The sequence below is a fragment of the Streptomyces sp. NPDC046465 genome, from assembly GCF_040646035.1.
In the GTDB taxonomy this organism is placed as follows: Bacteria; Actinomycetota; Actinomycetes; order Streptomycetales; family Streptomycetaceae; genus Streptomyces.
The window spans coordinates 87,055-111,995 of the sequence record NZ_JBEYZK010000023.1 but is presented as its reverse complement, the minus strand read 5'-3'; the positions used below and the strand labels follow the sequence as shown (position 1 = coordinate 111,995).

Genomic DNA, 24,941 nt, shown 5'->3' with positions numbered 1-24,941 from the left:
GGGAGTGGCCCTACCGCCGCTCGGGAGTAGCCCTACCGACGCGCGGGACGAGGCCTGCCGCCGCCGCGCGGGACGAGGCTTACCGACGCCCCACGACGAGGCCTACCGCGCCACCGCCAGGCAGTAGTCCTCGTCGTGGGCGAGCAGATTGCGGTGGCTGTCCTCCGCGGTGATGACGCCTTCGTCCAGGACGAGGACGCGGTCGGCGGCGTCCAGGAGGGCGGGGCTGCTGGTGATCACGACGGTGGTCCGGCCCCGGCGCAGCTTCGCGATGTTGCGGGCGATGAGCTGTTCGGTGACCGCGTCGACAGCCGTCGTCGGGTTGTGCAGGACGAGGACGTCGGTGTCGGCGGCCAGGGCGCGGGCCAGTGAGAGCCGTTGGCGCTGCCCTCCGGAGAGGTTCGCGCCGCGGTCGCGGACGGCGTAGTCGAGGCCCTCGCGGTGCAGGGCGACGACGTCGGTCAGCATGGACGCCTCGACGGCCTCGGGGACCGTGCGGCTGGTGCCCGACGGGTCGATGTTGGTGCGCAGGGTGCCCGCGAAGATCTCTCCGTCGTACGGGTTCACCAGCATGTGCTCGCGGACCGCCTCGACCGAAAGGGCGGCGGTCTCCTGCCCGCTGAGCCGCACCACCCCCTCGTACGCCTCGGGCGGGACGTTCGCGGCCAGGATCGACGCGAGGTCGGCCACCGCGCGCGGCTGGTAGCCCGCGATCGCCACGAACTCGCCCGCGGCCACCGTGAACTTCAGCTTGCGCAGGGAGCCGTACCGGACGCCGTCGACCTCCAGGTCGCCGCCCGCCGCGGGGCGCCCGGGGCCCGGGTTCGTGACCGGCGGCGCCGAGAGGACCAGCGCCATCCGCTCGGCCGACGCCCGCGCGATCATCACGTACTTGGGCATCTCCGAGAACATCTTGAGCGGTTCCATGATGAACTGCGCGAGGCCGACGGCCATGACGAGCTCGCCGACCGTGATCCGGCCTTCGAAGGCCAGCCAGCCCGCCGTCAGCGTCACCGCGGCAGCGAGGACCGCGTTGAGGGCCTGGGCGGTGCCCGCGTAGACGCCGTTGACCTTGGCGACCGTGACCGACTGGTGCTTCGCCTCCGCGCTGACCGTCCGGTAGGACCGGAACGCCGCGTGGTTGCCGCCGAAGCCGTGCAGCGGGCGCAGGCCGCTGATCAGGTCGGCGACCTTCGCGCCTGCCCGGGCCACCCGGGCCTGCTGTTCGCGGGTGCTCGAACCGATGCGCTTCGACATCACGCTCAGGACCGACAGGATCGCGACCGTGCCCACGATCACGAGGAGGCCGAGCCTGAGGTCGGCGAGGCCGAGGGCGACCGCCGCGACCACCACCGCGACCAGCGAACTGATGAGGAGCGGCACCACCTCGATGATGTCGGCGGTCTGGTCGGCGTCCTCGGTGGCGATGGTCAGGACCTCGCCGGACTTCAGGTCGACGTCCCTGGCCACCGGCTGGAGCCCGCAGGCCGCGACCTTCACCCGCCAGCGGTGTGCCTCGGTCGTGTTGGCCTTCTGCAGCACGCGCATGCCGAACCGCCACGACAGCGAGACGGTCGTGATGATCACCGCGAGGGCGCCGATCGACAGGCCGAGCGCGCCGAGGGTCCGGTCGTCCTGCATCGTGTGCTCGACGATCAGGCCGAGCGCGATGGGGAAGGCCGTCTCACCCGCCTGGTAGAGGCCCATGAGGAGGGTGCCCCAGGCCATGGCGCCGACGTTGCGGCGCAGGGCGGCCTTGAGGATGTCGGACCCCTTGCGGGGCCGCTGCGGGTCGGGAGTCGTGTCAGGAGTTGTCATCGAGATGGCGGGCAATCGCTTCCGGGGTTCGCAGGGTGAACAGGTCACGGATGGTGACCACGGGGCCGTACTCGCGGCGGAGCAGCCCGATGAGGCGCACCGCCAGCATGGAGTGTCCGCCGAGGGACACGAAATCGCTCACCGCGCTCACCTCGTCGTCGTCGAGGTCCAGGGCTTCGGCGAAGAACTCGCAGACCACGGTCTCGGTCTCGGTCTCCGGGCCGCGCTCCCCCGCCGTGGTCAGCGCGCCGAGGGGCTTGGCCTCCGGCAGCGCCTTGGTGTCAGCCTTCCCGTTCACGGTCAGCGGGATGCTGTCGACCTGCGCGTAGTGCGTGGGGCGCAGGAAGTCCGGCAGGCCCGTGCCCACGTCGGCGGCGACCGCGGCCAGGTCGGCGCCGTCGAGCACGAGGTAGGCGGCGAGCCGGTACGCGCCGTCGACCTGCGGGTCGGGCTGGGCGACCGCGGCGACGAACCGCACCGCCGGGTGCGCGGCGAACGAGGCCTCGACCTCGCCCAGTTCGACCCGGTGGCCGCGGATCTTGACCTGCTGGTCGGTGCGGCCCAGGTACGTCAGGTTCCCGTCGGGCCTGCGGACGACCAGGTCCCCGGTGCGGTACATGCGCTCGCCCAGGGCGCCGAAGGGGCAGGCGACGAAGCGGTGCGCGGTCTGTCCTGGCTGCCCGAGGTAGCCGCGGGCGATGCCGATGCCCGCCACGTACAGCTCGCCGGGGACGCCGTCGGGCAGGGGCCGCAGCCAGGGGTCGAGGACGTACACGTCGGTGTTGTCGATCGCGACGCCCACCACCGGGTCCTGGCATTCGAAGGTGCCGACGCCGAGGGTGTTGATGGTGTATTCGGTGGGTCCGTAGAGGTTGTAGCCGACCGTGCCCTCGGTCTCGGCGAGCCGCTGCCAGAGGGTCGGCGTGACGGCCTCGCCGCCGAGCAGGACCAGCGCCGGGCGCTGCTCCGGGTCGGCGAGCAGCCCCTCGGCCACCAGCTGCTGGGCGTACGTCGGCGTCACGTTGATGACGTCGATCCCGTGCTCCAGGCAGTACGCGACGAGGCCGGGTGCGTCGCGGCGCAGCTCCTCGTCGCAGATGTGCACCTCATGGCCGTCGGCGAGCCACAGGAGCTCCTCCCACGACATGTCGAACGCGAACGACACGGTGTGCGCGATGCGGAAGGTCCGGTGCCCGTGCTCCGCGAGGACCGGCTCGAAGATCCGGCGCCGGTGGTTGACGAGCATGTTGGTGAGCCCGGCGTACTCGGTCACCACGCCCTTGGGCTGTCCGGTCGAGCCGGAGGTGTAGATCGTGTACGCGGGGTGGCGCAGGCGGTCCGGGTCGTCCGGCGCGAACGTCACGAACGGCTCGGCCGCGGGCAGCGGACGGTCCAATTCGATCAGATCGCCGGGGCCGACCGGGCCGCCGGTGAGCCGGGGCGACACGTCGCTCACGGTGAGGATCACGTCCGGGCGGGCGTCCGCGACGATCGCCGCGATCCGCTCGTCGGGGTGGTCCAGTTCCAGCGGCACGTAGGCGGCGCCGACGCGCAGCACGGCGAAGAGCGCCACGATCGAGTCGAGGGAGCGCGGGATCGCGAGGCCCACGGTGGTCTCGGGGCCGATGCCGCGTGCGGCGAGCACGCCCGCCACCACGCGGCTGCGGTCCCGGAGCCCGGCGAAGGTCATGGTCGAGCCGTGGGCGACGAGGGCGGTCCGCTCCGGGTCGCGGTCGGCCGCCCGGTCGAACCGGTCGACGACGGTGTCGGTGCCGACGTCGGTGCGTTCGGCGGGCTCGGGTGCCCGGCCGAGGCCGGGCAGCGCGCCGACCTGGCCTGCCGAGCGTGCCAGGTCCTCCAAGACCCGTACGTAGTCGGCGAGGAGGCGCCCGGCGCTCTCGGTGTCGCCGTGGCGGTGCTCCAGCTTGACGGTGAGCCGGTCGCCGGGCGTGACGACCCAGGTGTACGGATAGTGCGTGGAGTCGTCGGCCTTCACCGAGGTGATGCCGTGCCGGGAGTTCATCTCGGCGAAGGCGTCCATGTCCAGGAAGTTCTGGAGCACGAACAGGTTGTCGAAGAGGGTGTCGTGCCCGCTGGCCCGCTGGATCTCGCCGAGCCCGAGGTGCTCGTGCTCCATGGCCTCGACCCGGGAGGTCTGGACGGCCGCCAGGTAGGCGCCGACGGTGTCGTCCGGCCGGGCCCGCGTCCACATGGGCACGGTGTTGAGCAGCACGCCGACGACGTCGGACAGGCCCTCGCCGTCACGCCCTGAGACGGTCACGCCGAACACGGCGTCGCTGCGGCCCGTGTGCGCGCCGAGCAGCAGGCCGAACGCGCCGGTGAGAATCGAGTTCAGCGTGACGCCGTGCTCCTTGGCGGCGGCCCGAAGCAGCTCCGACTGGTCGGCGGAGAGCTCGTGCACGAGCGCGGGCGGCAGTTCCTGGGAGAGGGCCGGGGCCGGTCCGGCGAGCAGGGTCGGGCCGGGCAGCTGCGCCAGGTGCTCCGCCCAGAAGCGCTCCGACACGGCGGAGTCCTTGGCGTCGAGCGCCCGGGCGTGGTCCTCGAAGCTCGGGGTGGCGGGCGTCGCGTCGAACGGCTCTCCCGCGACGACGGCCTCGTAGGCGTCGAACAGGTCCCGCAGCACGATCTCGCGGGACCAGCCGTCCCACAGCAGCAGGTGGTAGCTGAGCAGCAGGCCGTCGTGGCCGCCGGGCAGGCGGACCACGGTCAGCCGGATCAGCGGCGCTTCGGCCGGGTCGAAGCCGGTGTCGCGGTCGTGGGTGCGGAACTCCTCGACCTCCGCCTCGCCCGGCAGTTCCACGGTGCGGACGTCGACGCGGCGGCCCGCCTTGAGGACCTGGACGGGGTTTCCGTCGTCGTCGGTGGTGAAGCCCGCGCCGACGGCCGGGTGCCGTGCGATGACGTGGGCCATCGCCTCGGCGAGGGCGTCGGCGTCCAGGCGCCGGTCGAAGGTGAACCAGCTCTGCGCGACGTAGTGCCCGGCGGTGCCCGCCAGTTGGGCCTGGAAGTACAGGCCGCGCTGCAGCGGGGTGACCGGCGCGGTGCGCTCGGCGGTCGCGGAGGCGTCCGCGACGCGTTCCAGTGCGCCGCGCCAGTGCTCGGTGATCTCGTCGGGGACGCCATTGGCGAGGGTGAAGGCGGCGTGCAGGCTGCCGGTGGCGTCGTCGGTCCAGGCGTTGACCTCGACGGCGTAGGGGCTGCCCTGGTCGCCGCCGGTGAGGTGCGGCGCCTGGGACTCGCTGCCCCGGCCGAGGTAGTTGAACAGGACCTGCGGGCGGCCGGTGAGGAGCGGTGCTGTCTGCGGGTTGAGGTATCTGAGCTGCCCGTACGCGACGTGGCCGCGCTCGTCCGGCTGGCGCTCGGCGACCTCGCGCGCCGCGGCGACGGGGTCGGTGTGGGCCGTCAGGCGCACCGGCGCGATGGAGGTGAACCAGCCGACGGTACGGGTGTAGTCGTGCTGTTCGAGGACGGGGACCCGGCCGTGCCGCTCCAGCTCGACCGCGAGGTCGGTGGGTTCGGGCTGGATGTGGGTCAGCGCGGTGCGCAGCGCGCCGCAGAGCAGCTCGGTGAGGCCGACGCCGAGCGCGGCGGGCGCGGTGCGCGTCACGCGGTCGCTGATGTCGGGCGGCAGCACGACGGTGGTCTCGCGCGGGCTTCCGGCGGCGGATTCCGCAAGGAGGGCGGGCGCCTGGAGCGTGCTGATCCAGTGCCCGAGGCCGTCGATCGCCTCGGTGGACCGGAGCGTCAGCGCCTCGGCGTACTCGGCGTAGGACGTGGTCGGCGGTGCCAGGTCCGCGCCGCTCAGGGCGGTGGCCAGGTCGTCGAGGAGGACCAGCCAGGACACGGCGTCGACGGCGATGTGGTGCACGGTGACGACGAGGGTGCGGCTCGCCTCCAGCCAGGAGAACGCGATGACGTTCCCGGCTTCGGGGTCGAGTCGTCCCGCGGCCTCGTTCGCCGCCGCCGTGGCGTCGGCGGCGTCGGTGCGTACGACGGTGATGTCGCGGGCGGGCTCGGTGCTCAGGGCCCACACGCCGTGCTCGGCGCGCAGCCGAAGCCGCAGGGCCGGGTGCGCGGCCACGACGGCCCGCGCGGCGCGCCCGAGGTCGGCGAACCCGGCGCTCTCGGGCACCTCCACCGTCCTGGCCTGCGCGAACCGGTCGAGGGAGCCGCCCAGTTCGCGCTGGCGCAGGATGATCGGCGTGGGCGGCAGCGGGCCGTCGGTGCGCCGGTCGGGTGCGGGCGCCGCGGTCTGCGGTGCGCCGGTCGCCAGGTGTGCGGCGAGCGCGCGCGGCGTCCTGCACAGGAAGACGTCCCGGGGTGCGATCGGCAGGCCGAGCGCCCTGGCGCGGTTGATCACGGTGATGGCGACGATGCTGTCGCCCCCGGCGGCGAAGAAGTCGGTGTCGGCGTCCGCCTCGGCGCCGGGCAGCGTCTTTGTGAAGATGCCGATCAGGGCGGCGAGCGCGGCGTCGGTGCCGGGCCCCGCCGTGGACGTGGGCGCGGTCGCGTCCGTGTCAGCACGCTCCGTGGACTGCTCGGCCCGCTCGGCCCGCTCGGCCCGCTCGGCAAGCGCCTTACGGTCCAGCTTGCCGTTGACCGTCAACGGCAGGGCGTCGACGGGGAGTACCCGGCCCGGCACCATGTGCACGGGCAGCGTGGCGGCAAGGAGGCCGGGGAGGTCGTCGGGCACCCGGCCCACGACGTGCGCGACCAGGTGGTCGGCGCTGTCCGCCACGGTGACGGCCACGTCGGCCACCCCGTCGAGCGCGCGGACCGCGGACTCGACCTCGCCGAGCTCGATGCGGAACCCCTTGAGCTGCACCTGGTCGTCGGCGCGGCCGGCGAACTCCAGCTCGCCGTCGAGCGTGCGGCGGGCCAGGTCGCCCGTGTGGTACATCCGGGAGCCGTCGTCCGCGAACGGGTTCGCCACGAACCGGCCCGCGGTCAGACCGGCCCTGCCCAGATAGCCGAGCGACACCTGGTCGCCCGCTACGTAGATGGCGCCCACCCGGCCCGGCGGCACCGGCCGGAGCCGGTCGTCGAGCAGGTGGGTGACCAGGCCGGGAAGGGGGCCGCCGATCGGGCTGACGTCGTCGCCCGAGCCGAAGTCCCCGTCGGTCAGGACCCGGTGCGTGACGTGGACCGTGGTCTCGGTGATGCCGTACATGTTGACCAGCTCGGGCGATCCTGTGCCGTGCCGGTCGACCCAGCCGCGCAGCCGCCCGAGGTCCAGCGCCTCGCCGCCGAAGATGATCTTCCGCAGGGCGGGGAGCGGTTCACCGACGTGCCGGTCGGCCTCGATGAACTGGTAGAAGGCCGAAGGGGTCTGGTTGAGCACGCTCACGCCGCGCTCGCGGACGAGGCGGTGGAAGTCGACCGGCGAGCGGGTCAGGCCGTACTCCGGCACAAGCAGCTCACCGCCGTGCGCCAGCGCGCCCCACAGCTCCCAGACCGCGAAGTCGAAGGAGAAGGAGTGGAACTGCACCCACACGTCGTGCGGCCCGAAGCCCATGTCGGGCCGGGTGTTGGCGAGCAGGGTCACCACGCTGGAGTGCGGGACGACGACGCCCTTGGGGCGCCCTGTCGAGCCGGACGTGTAGATCACGTACGCGGGGTCGTGCCGGTCGGCCTCGGAGGTGGGGGCGGGGGCGGGGGCCTCGGCGGCGTCCTGCGGGAGGCTCTCACCTTCGCCCTCGCCTCCGCCCCCGCCCCCGCCCCCGCCCTCGCCTTGGACGAGGACGCGGGCGGGCGTGCCGGTCCGCTTCAGGAGTGCGGTGAAGCGGTCGCGCTGCTCGGGGTCGACGAGGACGACCTGCGGGGCGGCGTCGGCGAGGATGTACTCCAGGCGCTCGTCCGGGTAGGCCAGGTCCAGCGGTACGTATGCGCCGCCCGCCGTGACGATCGCGACCAGGGCGACGACTTGCTCGACGGAGCGGGGCACGGCGACGGCGACCCGCTTGCCGGGGCCGACCCCGGCCGCGCGCAATGTGCGGGCCAACTCGTCCTTGGCCTCGGCCAGTTCGCCGTACGTCAGGGAACGGCTGCTGCCGTCGAGCGCGCACTGGGTGACGGCGACGGCCGTCGGGTCGCGGCGCACGGCGGCGTCGAAGAGGCCGCCAAGGGTCGTCGGTCCGGTCGGTGCGGGGAGCCGGTCGCTCTCGGGGGCGAGGTCGCCGACCAGGGCGTCCGGGCGCGTGAGCAGGCCGTCGAGTGCGCGGGAGAAGGAGCGCAGGATCTCCCGGGCGCTCTCCTCGCGCAGCAGCCGCCCGTCGTAGATGAGGTTGAAGCGGGGGCGGCCGTCGAGCGCGCGCTCCACCACCAGCGTCAACGGGTAGTGCGGGGCGCCCTCGTTCACGATGTCGGTGACGGCGAACTCGGCGCCGGGGGCACGCAGCCCTTCCACGTCGGCCGCGACGTCGAACACCACCAGGGTGTCGAACAGCGGGCCCGCGCCCGCCTGGCGCCCGATCCTCGCCAGCGAGACGTGCTGGTGCGGCAGTACGGCGCTCTGGTGCTCCCGCACCGAGGCGAGCAGGTCGCGCGCCGTGGTCGTGCCGGTCCAGCGGGCGCGCACGGGGATCGTATTGATGAACAGGCCCACCATGTCCCCGATGCCGGGGACGTCGGCGTCACGCCCGGAGACCGTGGAGCCGAAGACGACGTCGCTGCCGTGCAGGATGCCGCCAAGGGTCACCGCCCAGGCGCTGTGCACGGCCACGCTCAGCGGCACACCGGCCGCCCGGACGGCCGCGTCGACGTCCTGCGCGGGCTCCACGGCGGTGTCGGCGAACCGGTCGGAGGGGGTGTGCCCCTCGGCGACCAGTGAGGCGCCGGGCAGGTCGGCGAGCTCCTCGCGCCACACCCGGTCGCTCTCGTCGTCGTCGCGTCCGGCGAGCCAGCTCACATAGTCGGCGAAGCCGCCGACCGGATACACGGTGCCCGGCGCGTGGTACTCGGCGAGCAGCGCGCGCAGCATCGGCGGCACCGACCAGCCGTCCGCGATGATGTGGTGCACGGTCTGCACGAGGACGGCGCGGTCCGCCCCGGTGCGGATCAGCGTGTACCGCATCAGCGGTCCGGTGGCGAGGTCGAACCCGGCGCGGCGGTCCCGCTCGGCGATCTCGCGTATCTCGGCGTCGGTGATGCCGGGGCGGTCAAGGGTGGTGAAGGGCGCCTCGACGCCGCTCTCCAGGACGGAGACGACGCGGCCGTCGGCGAGGGCCGTGAAGCGGGCCGCCAGGTTCGGGTAGAGGGTGAGGAGCCGGGTGGCGGCGGTGGCGAGCCGGTCGGCGTCCACCTCGCCGTCCAGGGTGAGGAGTTGCTGCTCGACGTACGCGCCCGCCGAGTCGTCGTCGAAGACCGAGTGGAAGTACAGGCCCTCCTGCAGCGGGGTCAGCGGCAGGATGTCGCGCAGCTCCGGGCCGTCGAAGGCGTCGACGTCGGCCTGGTCGAGCGCGACCAGCGGGAAGTCGCTGGGCGAGTGGCCGCCCTGGTCGAGCGCGGCGAGTCCGGCGAGGGCCACCCGGAAGTACCCGGCGAGTGTGGCGATGTCCTCGTCGGTGAACACGCCGTCGGGCCAGGAGACGGTGGTGACCAGCTCGTACTCGCCGCCGGCCGCCGCCGGTTCGGCGATCGCGTTGAACTCCAGGGCTCGCGGAAGACGCATGCCCGGGTCGCGCTTCTCGCCCAACTGCCCGGTGGCGCCGGACAGTTGCCAGTCGCCGGAAGCTCCCGCGTCGAAGCGTCCCAGGTAGTTGAAGAGCACCTGCGGGGCGGGCGCGTCGAACTCGGTGCCGGTCAGGTAACGCAACGCGCCGTAGGAGAGGCCGTTGCTCGGCACCCGTGCGAGGTCTTCCTTGACCGCCTTGAGCGCGGCGGCGAGGTACTCGGGGGACGTGAGGTCGGCGGCGGTGCCGGGGTCCACGGTCACCGGGAACAGCGTGGTGAACCAGCCCACTGTGCGCGACAGTTCCGGCTCGAAGCCCGCGCTGTGCGCCACGTACCGCCCCTCGCGGCCGTGGCCCTCCAGCTCGATGTGCGCGAACGTCTGGTCCTGGCCGAGGTCGCGGCGCCACCGGGCGAGGGCGACGGCGAGGCCGGTCAGGAGCACGTCGTTGACGCCCGCGTGGAACTTGGCGGGGATGTCGCCGAGCAGCGCGGCCGTGACCTCGGGGCCGATCGAGACGGTCTGTAGCCGCTCCCGGGCGACGGTGTCGGCGGCGCTCGGCGCGCGCCTGCCCACCGGCTGGTCCGTTCCCGGCAGGGCCCGCCGGAAGTACGCGCGGTCCGCTTCGAAGCCCGCGCGGCCAAGGAGCTGGGTCCAGCGCCGGAACGAGGTGCCCACCGGGGGCAGTTCGACGGGCGCGCCCGAGGCGGTCTGCCGCCAGGCCGTGGCGAGGTCCTCCATCAGGACCCGCCAGGAGACGCCGTCGATCACCACGTGGTGGACGACGACGACCAGCTGGCGCGCTTGGCGGCGCCAGACGGCCCGCAGCATCACGCCGCCGTCCGGGGCGAGCCCGTCGGTGGCGAGCGCGACGCACGCGTCCAGTGGCAGGTCGCTCTCCTGCCAGAGGGGCGCGGCCGGGGCCGCCTCCGGGATGTCGAAGCTCCAGCGGTCGCCGCGCACCAGGCGGGCGCGGAGCATGTCGTGGTGCGCGAGGAGCGCGCGGAGGATGTCGTCGAGCGCGTCGGCGGTCAGGTCATCGGGGGTGTTGAGGACCACGGACTGCACGAAGCCGTCGATCGCGTCGGTGGTCTCGCCGAGCCACTGCACGATGGGCGATCCCTCGACGGCGCCGGTCGCGACGTCGCTGTGGTCCACGGCGGAGATGTCCTCGCGGCTCGCCACCGCGGCCAGCGCTCCGACGACGCTGTGGGTGAAGATCTGGCGCACCGTGACGTAGAGGCCCGCGTCGCGCAGCGCGCTGAGCAGCGAGATCGTCAGGATGCTGTCGCCGCCGAGCTGGAAGAAGTCCTGGTCGACGCCGACTTCGTCGAGCTGCAGGAGCTCGGCGACCGCCGCGCACACCACGCGCTCGTTCTCGGTGGCGGGCGCGACGACAGCGCCCGTGCCCGTGCCGGGTTCGGGCAGCGCGTTGCGGTCGAGCTTGCCGTTGGCGGTGAGCGGGAAGGCGTCGAGGACGACGAGGTGGGCGGGCACCATGTACTCGACCATGTGCCGGGTCGCCCACGCCTTGACGTCGTCCGCCCGCAGGTCCTCGGACCCGGCGGCCGGGATCACGTATCCGACGAGGTAGGTGCCGCCCGCCGTGTTCTTCTTCGCGACGACGCAGGTGTGCCGGACCCCGGGGTGTTCCGCGAGGCCGACCTCGACGTCCTCGATCTCCAGGCGCATGCCGCGGATCTTGATCTGGTTGTCGGCCCGGCCGAGGAAGTCGAGGGAGCCGTCCGGGGCGAACCGCGCGAGGTCGCCGGTCCGGTAGAGCCGGGAGCCGTCGGAGGCGAAGGGGTTGGCCACGAAGCGGGAGGCGGTCAGGCCGGGGGCGTTGACGTAGCCGCGGCCCAGGAGGAAGCCGCCCGCGTACAGTTCGCCGCCGACGCCGACCGGGACGGGGCGCAGCTCGTCGTCGAGGACGTACAGCTGGGTGTTGGGGTTGGCCTTGCCGATCGACGTCGACAGGCGTTCGGCGGCGCCCCGGTAGATGACGTGCGAGACGCCGATCGTCGTCTCGGCCGGGCCGTAGCCGTGGTACAGGGGGATGTCGAGCCGGGTGCGGAACCGCTCGTAGAGCTCGGGGGTCAGCACCTCGCCGCCGCACCAGACGTGCCGCAGGCTGTCGAGGCGGCCGGAGTCGCCCGCTATCTCCAGGAGCACGTCCATCATGGACGACACCAAGTACGTGAAGGTGACCCGCTGTTCGGCGATCACGCTCAGCAGGTGGTGCGGGTCGCGCTCGCCGCCGGTCCGCAGGACCACGAGCCTGCCGCCGGTCACCAGTGGCAGGAAGATCTCGTTGATGGAGATGTCGAACGCCAGCGGCGCCTTGAACAGCGAGGCGTCGTCGTGGCCGAAGCCCAGGATCTCGTGGGCCTGCCAGAGCAGTCGCTCGCTGATCGCCGCGTGCCGGATCATCGCGCCCTTGGGCCGACCGGTCGAGCCGGACGTGAAGATCACGTATGCGAGGGCCTCGGCGGCGAGGGCGACGTCGGGCGACTCGGCGGGCAGGGCGGCGAACTTCCAGTCGCCGAGGTCGACGGCGACGGCTTCCGGTTCGGCCGGGTCGTGCACGCCTGAGTCGTTGAGCTGCAGCACGACGCGGGCGTCCTCGATGACGACGGCGCGGCGCGCGGCAGGCCATTGGGGGTCGAGGGGGACGAACGCGCAGCCCGCCTGGAGGACGCCGAGCAGGCCGATGACCATGTCGGCGGAGCGGCCGAGCGAGATGCCGACGACCTGCTCGGCGGTGAGCCCGCGCTCGATGAGACGGTGTGCCAACTGTGCCGACCGCTCGGCCGCCTGACGGTAGGTCAGCGAGCGGTGCTCGTCGACGATCGCGACGGCGTCGGGCCGGGTCCGCGCCTGTTCGCGGAACATCTCGACGATGGTGGGACGGATCCGGTCGGCGTCGGTGTCGTTCCACTCGGCCAGGGCCCGGAGCCGCTCCGCCGCAGTGGACGGGGCGATGGTGCCGAGCGGCCGGTCCGGGAAGTCGGCGAGGTCGTCGAGGGCGAGCTGGGCCGCGGCCTGCTCGACGCCGTCGGGGACGGTGATGCTCCAGCCGTCCGCTCCGGCGTCCCGACTGCCGGGCCCCGCCCCGCCGTTGTCGACCCAGCCGAGGACGTCGGCGAACAGCGTGCCGGGGGCGAGTTCGATGCCTTCGGGGCTTCTGCCGGTCGCCCAGTACACCAGGGCGATGGCGCACGCCTCGGCGATCGTCCGGTCGGAGTAGTCACCGGCCCGCCGACGTACGTCGGCCAGGCGCGCGGGAGAAAGCAGTACGAGGCGAGCGCTCGGTTCCATCATCGAAGACAGCGTCCCTTCCAGGTCATCGTAGTTAGGCTAGCCTAAATAAGGGTTGCCTAACTACCCTCTCGCCAGGCCCGCCACAGACGCGCGTACCGACCACCCAGGGCCACCAACTCGGCGTGGGTGCCCTGCTCCACCACCCGCCCCGCGTCAAGCACCGCGATCCGGTCCGCCGCCATCGCCTGCGTAAGGCGGTGGGCCACGAAGAGCGTGGTGCGCCCCGCGCAGGCGGCGAGGACGGCGCGCTCCAGCTCGGCCGCGCCCTCACTGCCCGCCTCCGCGGTCGACTCGTCGAGCACCACCACCGGCGCCCGGCCGAGCACGAGGCGGGCCAGCGCGATCTGCGCGACCTTGGTGCCGTCCAGGCGCTCACCGCCCTCACCGACCCGGGTGTCCAGGCCGTCGGGCAGCGCGTCGACCCAGCCGTGGGCGCCGACCGTGCGCAACGCGTCCATCAGTTCGGCGTCGGTCGCGAGCGGCGCGGCGAGCCGCAGGTCCTCGGCGAGCGGGCCGGAGAACACGTGCGTCTCCTGCGTCAGGATGCTCACCAGGGCGCGCGCCCCCGCCTCGTCGAGATCGCCCAGATCCTGCGATCCGACGCGCACCGACCCGGCCTGCGGGGTGCCGATGCCCGCGATCAGCGCGGCCAGCGTGGATTTGCCCGCGCCCGTCGCGCCGACCAGGGCGAGCGAACCGCCGGCCGGGATCGCCAGGTCGACGTCCCTGAGGACCGGATCGTCGGTGCCGGGATAGGCGAACGTCAGCCCCTCCACCGCCACCGGGTGCGGTCCGGCGCCCGCCGCCTCGACCGAGGCGTCACCCACCAGGCGTTCCTGCGCGGACTCCCCGAGGACCCCGACGAGACGGGTCAGGCTCGCACCCGACTTCTGCGCCTCGTCGAAGGTGAACATGATGGCGCCGAGCGGCGTGAAGAGCCGGTGGAACATGAGCGGGGCCGCCGAGACCTCGCCCAGGGTGGCGGCATCGGCCTCCAGCAGGGCGTATCCCACCACGAGGATCAGGACGAGCCCGATGAACTCGGCGCGGTTCTCCCGGCCGACGAAGCGCCCGAAGAACCGGAAAACATCGACACCGAGGTCGCGCACCCGCCAGGACTCGCGGGTGACTTCCTCGCGGACGCTGTCCTCCAGGCGGTACGCCCGGACCGTGTCGATCCCGTCCAGGCCGCTGATCAACGCCTGCGCGCGGTCGGCCTGGGCCACCCGCTGCTGCCGGTAGAGCGGGGCGGACCTGGGGAGGTACCAGCGCAGGGCCAGCGCGTACGCGGGCAGCGCGCCGGCGCCCGCGAGACCGAGCCGCCAGTCGAGGCCGAACATCCCGACCGTGGCGATGAAGACCAGCACACCCGCCGAGAACACCGTGGGGATGGCCGTCCGGATGCCCTTGGACAGCACGGCCACGTCGTCACCGACCCGGGAGAGCACGTCTCCCCTGCCGACCTGTTCGATCCGTGCGCTCGGCATCCCGAGCACCGCGCGGACGGCGCCTTCCCGCAGCCGCGCGAGCAGATCCGCGCCCAGCTTGCCGATCAGATAGGTCGACAGCGCCGTGGCCACCGCGCCGAGCAGCGCGGCGGCCCCCATCAGCACCCCGATCGTGACGAGGACCGAGCGGGAATCGCCCGCCACCACCCCGTCGACCACCCGGCCGAGCAACAGCACGGGGAGGACTTGGAGCGCGGCCCCCGCCACCGTGCTGAGCACGGTGGCGGTCGTCAGCCAGGGCACTTCGCGGCAGTGCGTCGAGACCCACCGGGTGGCCTCACGTCCGGACGCCGTGCGCAGGGTCGCCGGGGCGGCGGGGGTTTCGGTGGTGCGGGTCTCGGTAGTGCTCACACGTTGGCCAAGTCGAAGCGGGGACGGGACGGGTGGAACGGCATCTCTATTCGACCGGTCTGTTCGACCGGTCTATTCGACCGACTTGACGAGCTCGTCGATCGCGTACGGGAGGGAGAGCGCGGTGCCCTGGGACATCGCAGCGCCGACCGCGGGGCCCTCGCTGTCGAGCAGGTAGGACACGTTGCCCTTCTTCACGGCCTTCAGGTTCTTGAACAGCTCGAACTTCTTCAACGACTCCGTGTCGGCCTTGTCGTTGATGACGACGATGCGGTCGACGTCGACCAGGTCGGTGCGCTCGGGGGAGAGCTCGGTGGAGAACTTGCCGCCCGCGATCTTGTCGATCTTGGTCTGGTACTTGTAGCCGATGCCCGTCAGGAGCCGCCCGCGCACGTCGGTGGAGGTGAACGGGTTGATGGAGTCCTTGTACCAGGACAGCGCGACAGAGGTCTGGTTCGCGAACTTCGGGTGCGCCTTCTTGGCCGCGGCGAGCTTGTCCTCGACGCCGGAGACGAGCTTCTTGCCCTCGTCCTCCTTGCCGAGCGCCTTGGCGATGTGCACCGTGTTGTCCTGCCAGGAAGCGCTGAACAGCTCCTTCTCGCCCTTGGTGCGGCCCACCGTCGGGGCGATCTCGGAGAGCTTGTCGTAGCCCGCCTTGTCGATCTCGGAGTAGACCGCGATGATCAGATCCGGCCGCAGGGCGGCGATCTTCTCGTAGTTGGGGCCGGAGTCGCCGTTCTTCATGACGACGTCGGGCTTGGCGTCGCCCCACTTGCCCTTCACCCAGGGCCACTGGGTGTTGATGTCGGGGGACTTGCCCGACGGGTTCGGGTACTGGTCGACCATGCCGACCGGCTTGGTGCCGAGCGCAAGGGCGGCCTGGTCGTCGGTGTAGCCGACGGTGACGACCCGCTTGGGGGCCTTCTCGACCTTGGTGGATCCGAACGCGTGCTCCACGGTGACCGGGAACGAACCGCCGGCGGCCGCCTGCGTGTCGTCGCTCGCCTTGTCCTCCGAGTCGGAGCCGCAGCCGGCGAGGAGGCCGACGCCCAGGGTCGCGGCGGTCAGGACCGTCGCGAGCCGCCGCCAGGGCTTGGTGAGCGTCGTTCGGTGGAGGAGCATCCGGATTCCCTTGCTTTAGCGCTGTCCGCTGCGCCCCTGATTCAGGGCAGCCAAACTTTAACCTGTGAAGGTGAGGTTAGCCTAGCCTTACCAGTACATTCGCCCGCAGGGTCAGCTGGGTTGAACGTGCGTACGGCCGATCGGCACGATCAGCGGACGGTCCCCCACCGGATCGTCGACCACCTTGGCGCGCAGCCCGAACGCCTCGTACAGCAGATCCGCGGTGATCACGTCGCGCGGGTGCCCCTGCGCGAGGATCGAACCCGCCTTCATCACAACGAGGTTGTCGCTGTAGCGCGTGGCCAGGTTGAGGTCGTGCAACACCATGACCACGGTGTTCCCCGACTCGTGCAGGTCGTCCACCAGGTCGAGCACGTCGATCGCGTGCGCCAGGTCGAGGTACGTGGTGGGCTCGTCGAGGAGCAGCAGGTCGGTGCCCTGAGCCAGCGTCATCGAGATCCAGACGCGCTGACGCTGCCCGCCGGAGAGCGAGTCGACGGGGCGGTCGGCCAGGTCGGAGACGCCGGTCATGGCCAGCGCGCGCTCCACGACACCGGCGTCGTCCGACGACCACTGGCGCAGCCAGCTCTGGTGCGGGTGGCGCCCCCTGGCGACGAGGTCGGCCACCGTGAGCCCCTCGGGCGCGACCGGCGCCTGCGGCAGCAGGCCCAGCTTCTTCGCCACGTCCCGGGTCTTGAGTTTGTCGATGTCCTCGCCGTCGAGCACGACCGAGCCCTTGACCGGCTTGAGCAGCCGCGTCAGGGTGCGCAACAGGGTCGATTTCCCGCAGCCGTTGGGCCCGATGATCGTGGTGATCACCCCGGACGGGATGGCCACGTCGAGGCCGTCGATGACCGTACGGCTGCCGTAGCCGACGGAGACGCCACGGGCGGCGAGCCGTACGGTGTCCCCGGCCTCGGACCCGGCCCTGGACCCGGCCTGGGACCCGGCCTTGGACGCGGTTTTCGACTCGACCTCGGACGCGATCTCGGTGATGGACTGAGCGACCACAAGCCCCCCTAATATTAGGTTTGCCTCACCTTTGTACCAGCTATCGGTGCCGGACCGGTCATTTGAGGTTCGCCCGCACCAACAGGTAGACGAGGAAGGGCCCGCCGATCGCGGCGGTGACCACACCGACCGGCAGACTGCCGGGCAGCGCCGTACGCGCGATCAGGTCGGAGCCGATGAGCAGCAGCGCGCCGGTCAGACCGGAGGCCGCCATCGGCGGCGTCGCATGCCGCGTCAGACGCATCGCCACCTGCGGCGCCACCAGCGCGACGAACGGAACCGGGCCCGCGGCGCTCACCGCCACGGCGGCGAGCAGCACCGCGCACAGCAGCAGGACCGCCCGCACGCGCGAGTACCGGACCCCGAGCCCCGCGGCGATGTCGTCGCCGAGATGCAGCGGCTTGAACTGGAAGGAAGCGGCGGCCACGACGACCAGCAGGCCGAGCGAGCACCAGAGCGCGACCCAGACCTCGTCCCACGACCGGTTGTCCAGCGAACCGACCAGCCACGCCTGGGCCCTTGCCACGTCCCTGATGTCGGCCGAGACGAGGAGCCAGGTGGTGATCGCCTGCATCACGGCGCTCACCGAGATCCCGATGAGGATGAGGCGGAAGCCGTCGACGCCGCGCCGCCACGCCAGGAAGTAGACGAGGAGACCCGTCGCCAGGCCGCCGCCGAGCGCCGCCGCGGACAGGCCCACGGCGTCGAGGATCGCTGCGGCGGTACCGCCCGACACCGTCACCAGGAACACCGAGACGGCGCTCGCGCCCCCGGTGATGCCCAGAATGTCCGGACTGGCCAGCGGGTTGCGCGCGATCGACTGCGTGATCGCCCCTGACACCCCGAGGGCCACGCCCACGACGAGCCCGGCCAGCGCCCGCGGCATCCGCAGATCCATGATCACGAACTCGTCGACCTTTTCGCCCCGGCCGACGAGCGTGGCGACCACCCGGGACATGCCGATGGGGAAGTCGCCGATGCTGATGGAGAGGCAGAACACCAGGAAGGTAGCCGCCATCAGCAGCAGCGTGACCAGGACCAGCCAGGGCCGCCATACGAACGACATCCCGCCGAGCCGCACGCCCGGCGTCACCGAGGGCTTCATGTCTGTCCCGCTCATGCGCTCGCCCGTCCCGCTCACGCGCTCGCCCGCCCCGCTCGTGCGCTCGCCCGTCCCGCTCATGCGCTCGTTCGTCCCGCTCATGCGCTCGTTCGTCCCGCTCATGCGTTCTTGAACTTTCCTCGCCACACCAGGACCGCGAAGAACGGGGCCCCGAGCAGCGCCACGACCACGCCCGCCTCCAACTCGCCGGGGCGCACGACCAGTCGCCCCACGATGTCGCAGACCAGCAGGATGACGGCGCCGAGCAATCCCGCGTACGGCACCAGCCAGCGGTAGTCGGGGCCGGTCAGATATCTGGCCACGTGGGCCACCATGAGCCCGAGGAACGCGATGGGGCCGCACGCCGCCGTCGCCGCGCCCGCGAGGAGGGTGATCGCGAGGATGCCGACGGTCCGGCTCAGCGCGATGTTCACGCCGAGCCCCCGCGCCACGTCCTCGCCCAGGTTGAGCAGGTTGAGGGCGGGCAGCGTGGTCAGGGCGAGGACGAGGCCGACGCCGATGAACGCGGTCACCGGCCAGATGACGTCGAAGCCGACGCCCGCCACGGAGCCCGCGTTCCAGAACCGCAGGGCGTTCAGCGACTTCTGGTCCGAGAGCGAGACGGCCGTGGTCATCGCCGCGAGGAACACGGTGATCCCCTGCCCGGCCAGCGCGAGCGTCAGGGGATTCCCGGCCCCGCGGCCGATGCTCGCGAGGCCGAACACGACGACACCGGCGACCGCCGCCCCGACGAAGGCGAACCAGACGTACTGGAACGGGTTGGAGAGCCCGAACACGGCGATTGCCGACACCACGGCGAACGACGCACCGGCGTTCACCCCCAGCAGGCCCGTGTCCGCGACCGGGTTGCGCGTATACCCCTGGATCAGCGCACCGCCGACCCCCAGGGCGATGCCCGCCACCACGGCGAGCACCGTCCTCGGCAGACGCACGGTCCGCACGATGAGCCGGATCTCGGTGAGCCGCTGGTCGGAGTCGGGCGCCGCGAAGAGGCCGTGCCACACCTCGGAGGGACTCAGCGAGCGCGCACCGACGGCCAGCGAGAGCGCCCCCGCGATCACCAGGATCGCGGCAAGCACAGCCAGACCCACAAGCCGCCGCCTGCGGGCCCCTGTTGTGCCCCTCGATATGGGGCGCTCCACTGCAGTCGTGCTCATTCGACGTACGTTATCCCTTTGATCGGTCCGGGACGCACGGCCGGTGGGCGAGCCGATCCGCCCGGACAGGCCTAGCGCGCGGCGCTGCCGGTCTCGTCGGCGACCGGCTGTGCCTCGCCCGAGGCGGACCCGGTGTTCCGGGCGCGCAGCGAGTCGAGGATCTCGCCGACCCGGATCGCGATGTTGGAAAGCAGCGACGACGTGATGCCGTGCGTGTGCTCCGTGCCGCCCTGGAGGTAGATGCCGCAGCGCAGGTCGGCGTCGGTCGCTATGCGGTAGTCGCGCTCGACCCGCACCCGGCCCTCGTCGTCGCGCAGGCAGCGGTCCGCGACGTCGCCGAGGAGGCCGACGGGGTCGGCGGGGCTGTAGCCGGTGGCGAACACCACGATGTCGGCGTCCAGCTCGGCGTCCTCGCCCGTGACGAGGGACTTCACGGTGGCGCGCACGCCGTCGTCCGTCTCCTTGACGCCGGTGAGCCGGGAGATGTTGAGGAAGCGCAGCCGCTCGGTGCCGAGGACCTTCTCCCGGTACATCTCGCGGTAGAGGTCGTCGATCAGGTCGATGTCCACCACGGAGTAGTTGGTGTTGCCGTGGTAGCCCATCAGCCGCTGCTTGACGTCCTCGGGCGCGTCGAAGTACTCGTCGACAGCCTCGGGGTCGAAGATCCGGTTGGCGAAGCTGGAGTCGTCGGCGGGGCTGTAGCCGTAGCGGGAGAAGACGGCGCAGACCTCGGCCTCGGGGAAGCGGCGGTGCAGGTACGCGACGTTCTCCGCGGCGCTCTGCCCGGCGCCCACGACGACGAACCGGGAGGGCGAGGTGCCCTCCAACTCCTCCACCTTCGTCAGCAGTTCGGAGTTGTGCCAGACGCGGTCGCCGCGCTCCACGCCCTCCGGCATGAGGGGGCGCAGGCCGGTGCCGACGACGAGGTTGCGGGCGCGGTGGACCGCGAGCCCCTCCGCCGAGCGGACCGTCACGTCCAGGTACTCCACGACCCCGTCGCGCACGAACGGCGTGACCCCCACGACCTCGTGGCCGTAGGAGACCTGGTCGTCGACCTTGGCCGCGGCCCACTCGAGGTACTCGTGGAACTCGACCCGCAGCGGGAAGAGGTTCTTGTGGTTGATGAAGTCGGTCAAACGCCCCTTGCTCTTCAGGTAGCAGAGGAAGCTGAACTCACTGGTGGGGTTCCGCTGTGTCACCAGGTCCTTGAGGAAGGACACCTGCATGGTCGCGTCGTCGATCAGCATGCCGCGGTGCCAGCCGAAGCGCGGCTGCTGCTCGAAGAAGTGAGCGGTGACCGTCTCCTCCCTGCCGACGCTTGCGTTGTGCTCGCTGAGCGCGATCGCCATGGCCACATTGGACGGGCCGAAGCCGATGCCAATGAGGTCGTGGACCAGTGGTGCGTCGCCAGGAAGAACCTGTGACATGTCACTCCCATCGTGCGGGGAAGCCGCCTGTCAGGCGTGGGGGAAGGTACAGATAGTGGGCACGTCGACACAGCAGCCCACCCGAACTTAGGTGAGCCTAAGCTAATCCGGCGAAGCTGTCGACCCGGCCGGGCAGTGCCGTCGATCCCCCGGGGGCGATCACGCCTTTCAACTGGGGCATAAAGTCGATGCGTTGCCTAATAAGGTAAGGCTTGCTTTACTTGTCGTCGGCTATTCCCTGCTCTGAGGAGGAACCCCATGCGGGTCGTCATGTTCGGTTACCAGACCTGGGGGCACCGGACCCTGCAAGCCCTCCTGGACTCCGAGCACGACGTGGTGATGGTCGTGACACACCCCAAGAGCGAGCACGCGTACGAGAAGATCTGGAGCGACTCCGTCGCCGACCTCGCCGAGGAGCACGGCGTCCCCGTCCTCATCCGCAACCGCCCTGACGACGAGGAGCTGTTCGAGCGCCTCAAGGCCGCCGACGCGGACATCATCGTGGCCAACAACTGGCGTACGTGGATCCCGCCGCGCATCTTCGACCTGCCGCGCCGCGGCACGCTGAACGTCCACGACTCGCTGCTGCCGAAGTACGCCGGCTTCTCCCCGATCATCTGGGCGATGATCAACGGCGAGTCCGAAGTGGGCGTCACCGCGCACATGATGGACGGCGAGCTCGACGCCGGCGACATCGTCCGGCAGGAGGCGGTCGCGGTCGGTCCGACGGACACCGCCACCGACCTCTTCCACAAGACCGTCGACCTCATCGCCCCGGTCACCATCGGCGCGCTCGACCTCATCGCGGGCGGCCAGACGGAGTTCACCAAGCAGGACCGCTCCCAGGCGAGCTTCTTCCACAAGCGGTCCGCCGAGGACATCCGCATCGACTGGACCTGGCCCTCGGAGGACCTCGACCGCCTGGTGCGCGCCCAGTCCGCGCCGTACCCCAGCGCCTACTGCTTCCACAAGGGCAAGCGTCTGGAGGTCGTCACCGCGGTCGTGTCCGAGGGCCGCTACGGCGGTACGCCCGGTCGCATCTTCTACCGCGAGGGCGAGGGCGTGGTGATCGTCGCCGGCGCCGACGCCCGCAACGGCCGCAACCACGGCCTGGCCATCACGCGCGTACGGACCGAGGACGGCCGGGAGTTGCCCGCCACGGAGTACTTCACCTCCATGGGTGGCTACCTGACCAGCCGCCCCTGACCAGCCGCCCTGATCAGCCGCTGCTGATCGCCCTCTTCCCCCTTCTCCCCCGCTCTCCCCCGCGGACTCAGCCCGCCGCCGCGAGAACCAGCGGCAGGACCTGATCGCTGCCCGCCCTGCGCAGCAGCCGGGCAGCGACCGCGAGGGTCCACCCCGAGTCGGTGAGGTCGTCCACGAGCAGGACGGGACCCGGCGAAGCCGCAAGCGCCGCGGCCAGGTCGTCGGGGACGGCGAAGGCACCGGACAACGCCCGCAGGCGCTGGGCGGAGTTGCTGCGGCGCGCCGCGTGCGCGCCGTCCGGCCCGGTGTACGCCAGGGTGCCCAGGAACGGGAGGCGGCCGACGGTCGCGATGCCCTCGGCGAGGGAGCCCACCAACTGCGGGCGGGTGTGCGACGGCAGGGCGACGACTCCCACCGGGCGGGCCGAGGCGTCCGGCACGTTCGGCGCCCAGCCGCCCGGCGAGCGCGCCCAGTCGGCGATGACCGCCACCGCGGCCCGCAGGACGTCGTCGGGCACCGGCCCGTCGGGCGCGTTCTCCGCAAGGAGCGGACGGAGCCGGTTGCCCCAGCCGATGTCCGAGAGGCGCCCGAGGGCGCGCCCGGTGGAGCACTGCTCCTTGGCCGGGATACGGCCCTTGAGGTCCACGCCGAGCGCGGCCATGCCGGTGGGCCACATGCGGCGCGGCTCGATCTCCGCCCCGGGCCTGTCCAGTTCCTTCGTCGCGCCCGTCAGCGCCTCCGACGAGACGGCGGAATCGGTCCAGGCACCCGCGCAGTTGTCGCAGCGGCCGCACGGGACCGCCCCCTCGTCGTCCAGTTGCCGGCGCAGGAACTCCATCCGGCACTGGGTGGTGCTCACGTAGTCCCGCATGGCCTGCTGCTCCGCCTGCCGCTGCTTCGCCACCCAGGCATACCGCTCGGCGTCGTACTCCCACGGCCGGCCGGTCGAGATCCAGCCGCCCTTGACCCGCTTGACCGCGCCGTCCACGTCGAGCACCTTGAGCATGGTCTCAAGGCGGGTGCGGCGGAGCTCGACCAGAGCCTCCAGGGCCGGTACGGAGAGCGGCCGCCCCGCGTCGGCGAGGGCAGTGAGCGTCTGGCGGACCATTGCCTCGGGCGGGAAGGCGGTGTCGGCGAAGTACCGCCAGATCGCCTCGTCCTCCTTGCCCGGCAGCAGCAGCACGTCGGCGTGCTCCACTCCGCGGCCCGCGCGACCCACCTGCTGGTAGTACGCGATCGGCGAGGACGGCGAGCCGAGGTGGACCACGAAGCCCAGGTCAGGCTTGTCGAAGCCCATGCCGAGCGCCGACGTGGCGACCAGCGCCTTGACCTTGTTCTCCTGCAGGTCGGTCTCGGCCTGCAACCGGTCGGCGTTCTCCGTGCGGCCCGTATAGGAGGCCACCGTGAAACCGCGCTGGCGCAGGAAGGCGGTGGCCTCCTCGGCCGCGGCGACGGTCAGGGCATAGATGATGCCGGAGCCCTGGAGCTCGTCCAGGTGTTCGGCGAGCCAGGCCAGCCGGTGCGCGGCGTCCGGCAGCCGGACGGCGCCGAGCCGCAGGCTCTCCCGGTCCAGGGGGCCGCGCAGCACGAGCGCCTCGCCCGCGCCGGTGCCCAGCTGCTCGGCGACGTCCGCGGTGACGCGCGCGTTCGCCGTCGCGGTGGTGGCGAGGACCGGCACACCGGCCGGAAGCTCGGTCAGCATCGCCCGCAACCGGCGGTAGTCCGGCCGGAAGTCGTGTCCCCAGTCGGAGATGCAGTGCGCCTCGTCCACCACGAGAAGGCCGGTCGTGGCCGCGAGCTTGGGCAGCACCTGATCGCGGAAGTCCACCGAATTGAGCCGCTCGGGACTGACGAGGAGGACGTCGGTCTCGCCGCGCTCGACCTCGCCGTAGATGGCGTCCCACTCCTCCGGGTTGGCCGAGTTGATGGTGCGGGCCTGGATGCCGGCGCGGGCCGCCGACTCGACCTGGTTGCGCATCAGCGCCAGCAGCGGGGAGATGATCACCGTGGGCCCCGCGCCGCGCCGCCGCAGCAGGGCGGTGGCCACGAAGTACACCGCTGACTTGCCCCAGCCGGTGCGCTGCACCACCAGGGCGCGCCGCCGCTCCTCGACCAGGGCCGCCACCGCCTGCCACTGGTCCTCGCGCAGCCGCGCCGAACCCCCCGGGTCACCGACGAGCTCGGCGAGGATGGCGTCGGCTTCGGTGCGGAGCTCCAGGTTGTCCATGCCCCCATGCAACCCGATGCCACTGACAATCGCCCAATCCGCCATGGCCGCACGCAAGCGTCGAAGGTCAACGGTCTGGGCAGGAATATGGACAGTGCATCGTTTGCCCCAGGACCGCGGTGCGCATCGCCCCGGCGCATTGCCGCGAGCGACCACGACGGGAAGAATTGGATCCGCTCCCGTGCGCGCCGTGTGAACCGGCAGATCCCTGCCGCGGTGCGCTCCCCCAGTCCGACCCCGCCCTCCAGGGGCGTACAGCCGAAGGGAGGACCGTGACCTTCGGATCCGCCACGTCCGCCGCGGCGCCGGTGCCGGAGCCCCCGGCATCGGTCGAGCTGTCCGCCGACTCCGCCCACCGACTGGCCCGGACGCTGGAGCCCGCCGAGTGGTCGGCCGCGGGAATTCCGCTGCTGCGCAACCCTCGTGAGGTCGTCAGCGGTCTGCACGCGCGCCATCTGCCGGCGCTCGCGACGGCGGTCGTGGCCGTGCTTGATCCGGACGAACGGCTGCGGGCGAGCGCCTCGTTCAGCGGACAGACGACCCCGACGGACGGCTGGATCTTCCGCAACGCGCTGCTCGCGCAGTTGCGCCGGATCATCCCGCACGACCTGCGCCGCCGCACTCCGGTGCGCACCGCCGTACTGCTCTACTGCCGGGCGGGGGACGCCCGTTGGACTCAGGAGGACGGGGCCTGGATGTGGGGTCTACGGGACGCCTGCACCCTGCACGGGCTGCGCTGCGGCGCGTACATCACGCTGACGCACGACGGCTGGCACGTGCTCGGCGAGGGACGCGGCGGCCGTCGGCCGAGCGCCGGATCGTCGCCGGAGGCCCTCGCCGGGACCGATCCACCGCCGCCGCGCACCGGAGGCGCCGCCTCCGACGTGCTGCGGCGGGCGGCGGCGCGCTGATCGCCGGTACGGCGGCCGGTACGGAGCCCGTACGCGTGCACACGGCACGCGCACGGCGCACATCGGCCC

Annotated in this window: 11 protein-coding genes; 2 read left to right on the top strand and 9 right to left on the bottom strand. The window is 72.0% G+C overall.

Annotated elements, in window-relative coordinates:
* Nucleotides 1-102: 102 nt before the first annotated feature.
* From ABZ953_RS31100 to ABZ953_RS31065, 8 genes are all read right to left on the bottom strand, one after another.
* On the bottom strand, nt 103-1,818 hold the full coding sequence (locus ABZ953_RS31100; protein ID WP_361730760.1) for an ABC transporter ATP-binding protein: 1,716 nt from the start codon (nt 1,816-1,818) through the stop codon (nt 103-105).
* Entirely contained in the window at nt 1,805-12,829 is an 11,025-nt protein-coding gene (locus tag ABZ953_RS31095) for an amino acid adenylation domain-containing protein (RefSeq protein ID WP_361730758.1), read from the bottom strand. The genes ABZ953_RS31100 and ABZ953_RS31095 overlap by 14 nt, the downstream gene beginning before the upstream one ends.
* 56 nt (nt 12,830-12,885) lie before the next feature.
* On the bottom strand, nt 12,886-14,688 hold the full coding sequence (locus ABZ953_RS31090) for an ABC transporter ATP-binding protein (RefSeq protein ID WP_361730756.1): 1,803 nt from the start codon (nt 14,686-14,688) through the stop codon (nt 12,886-12,888).
* A gap of 72 nt (nt 14,689-14,760) precedes the next feature.
* Nucleotides 14,761-15,810: an iron-siderophore ABC transporter substrate-binding protein gene (locus ABZ953_RS31085; protein WP_361730753.1), complete on the bottom strand. Its 1,050-nt coding sequence runs from the start codon at nt 15,808-15,810 to the stop codon at nt 14,761-14,763.
* A gap of 111 nt (nt 15,811-15,921) precedes the next feature.
* Nucleotides 15,922-16,821, bottom strand: coding sequence for an ABC transporter ATP-binding protein (locus tag ABZ953_RS31080; protein ID WP_361730751.1), 900 nt, complete (start codon nt 16,819-16,821; stop codon nt 15,922-15,924).
* 58 nt (nt 16,822-16,879) lie between these two features.
* Nucleotides 16,880-17,941 carry an iron chelate uptake ABC transporter family permease subunit gene (locus ABZ953_RS31075; protein WP_361730828.1) on the bottom strand — a complete coding sequence of 354 codons (1,062 nt, stop codon included), beginning with the start codon at nt 17,939-17,941 and terminating at the stop codon, nt 16,880-16,882.
* Nucleotides 17,942-18,042: 101 nt separating this feature from the next.
* Nucleotides 18,043-19,101, bottom strand: coding sequence for an iron ABC transporter permease (locus ABZ953_RS31070; RefSeq protein ID WP_361730748.1), 1,059 nt, complete (start codon nt 19,099-19,101; stop codon nt 18,043-18,045).
* A gap of 71 nt (nt 19,102-19,172) precedes the next feature.
* Nucleotides 19,173-20,528 (bottom strand): lysine N(6)-hydroxylase/L-ornithine N(5)-oxygenase family protein, encoded by a 1,356-nt coding sequence (locus ABZ953_RS31065; protein WP_361730745.1) that lies wholly within the window; start codon nt 20,526-20,528, stop codon nt 19,173-19,175.
* Nucleotides 20,529-20,786: 258 nt separating this feature from the next.
* Here ABZ953_RS31065 and ABZ953_RS31060 point away from each other — a divergent pair, with 258 nt between their 5' ends.
* The gene (locus ABZ953_RS31060) at nt 20,787-21,734 is read left to right on the top strand and encodes a methionyl-tRNA formyltransferase (protein WP_361730742.1); all 948 of its coding nucleotides are present in this window, start codon (nt 20,787-20,789) and stop codon (nt 21,732-21,734) included.
* 67 nt (nt 21,735-21,801) lie between these two features.
* On the opposite strand, the gene ABZ953_RS31055 is transcribed toward ABZ953_RS31060, so the two are convergent.
* Complete coding sequence (locus ABZ953_RS31055; protein WP_361730739.1) at nt 21,802-23,961, bottom strand: RecQ family ATP-dependent DNA helicase; 2,160 nt, start codon at nt 23,959-23,961, stop codon at nt 21,802-21,804.
* Between the two features lie 272 nt (nt 23,962-24,233).
* On the opposite strand from ABZ953_RS31055, the gene ABZ953_RS31050 reads away from it, so the two are divergent.
* The gene (locus tag ABZ953_RS31050; protein WP_361730736.1) at nt 24,234-24,872 is read left to right on the top strand and encodes a hypothetical protein; all 639 of its coding nucleotides are present in this window, start codon (nt 24,234-24,236) and stop codon (nt 24,870-24,872) included.
* Nucleotides 24,873-24,941 lie beyond the last annotated feature (69 nt).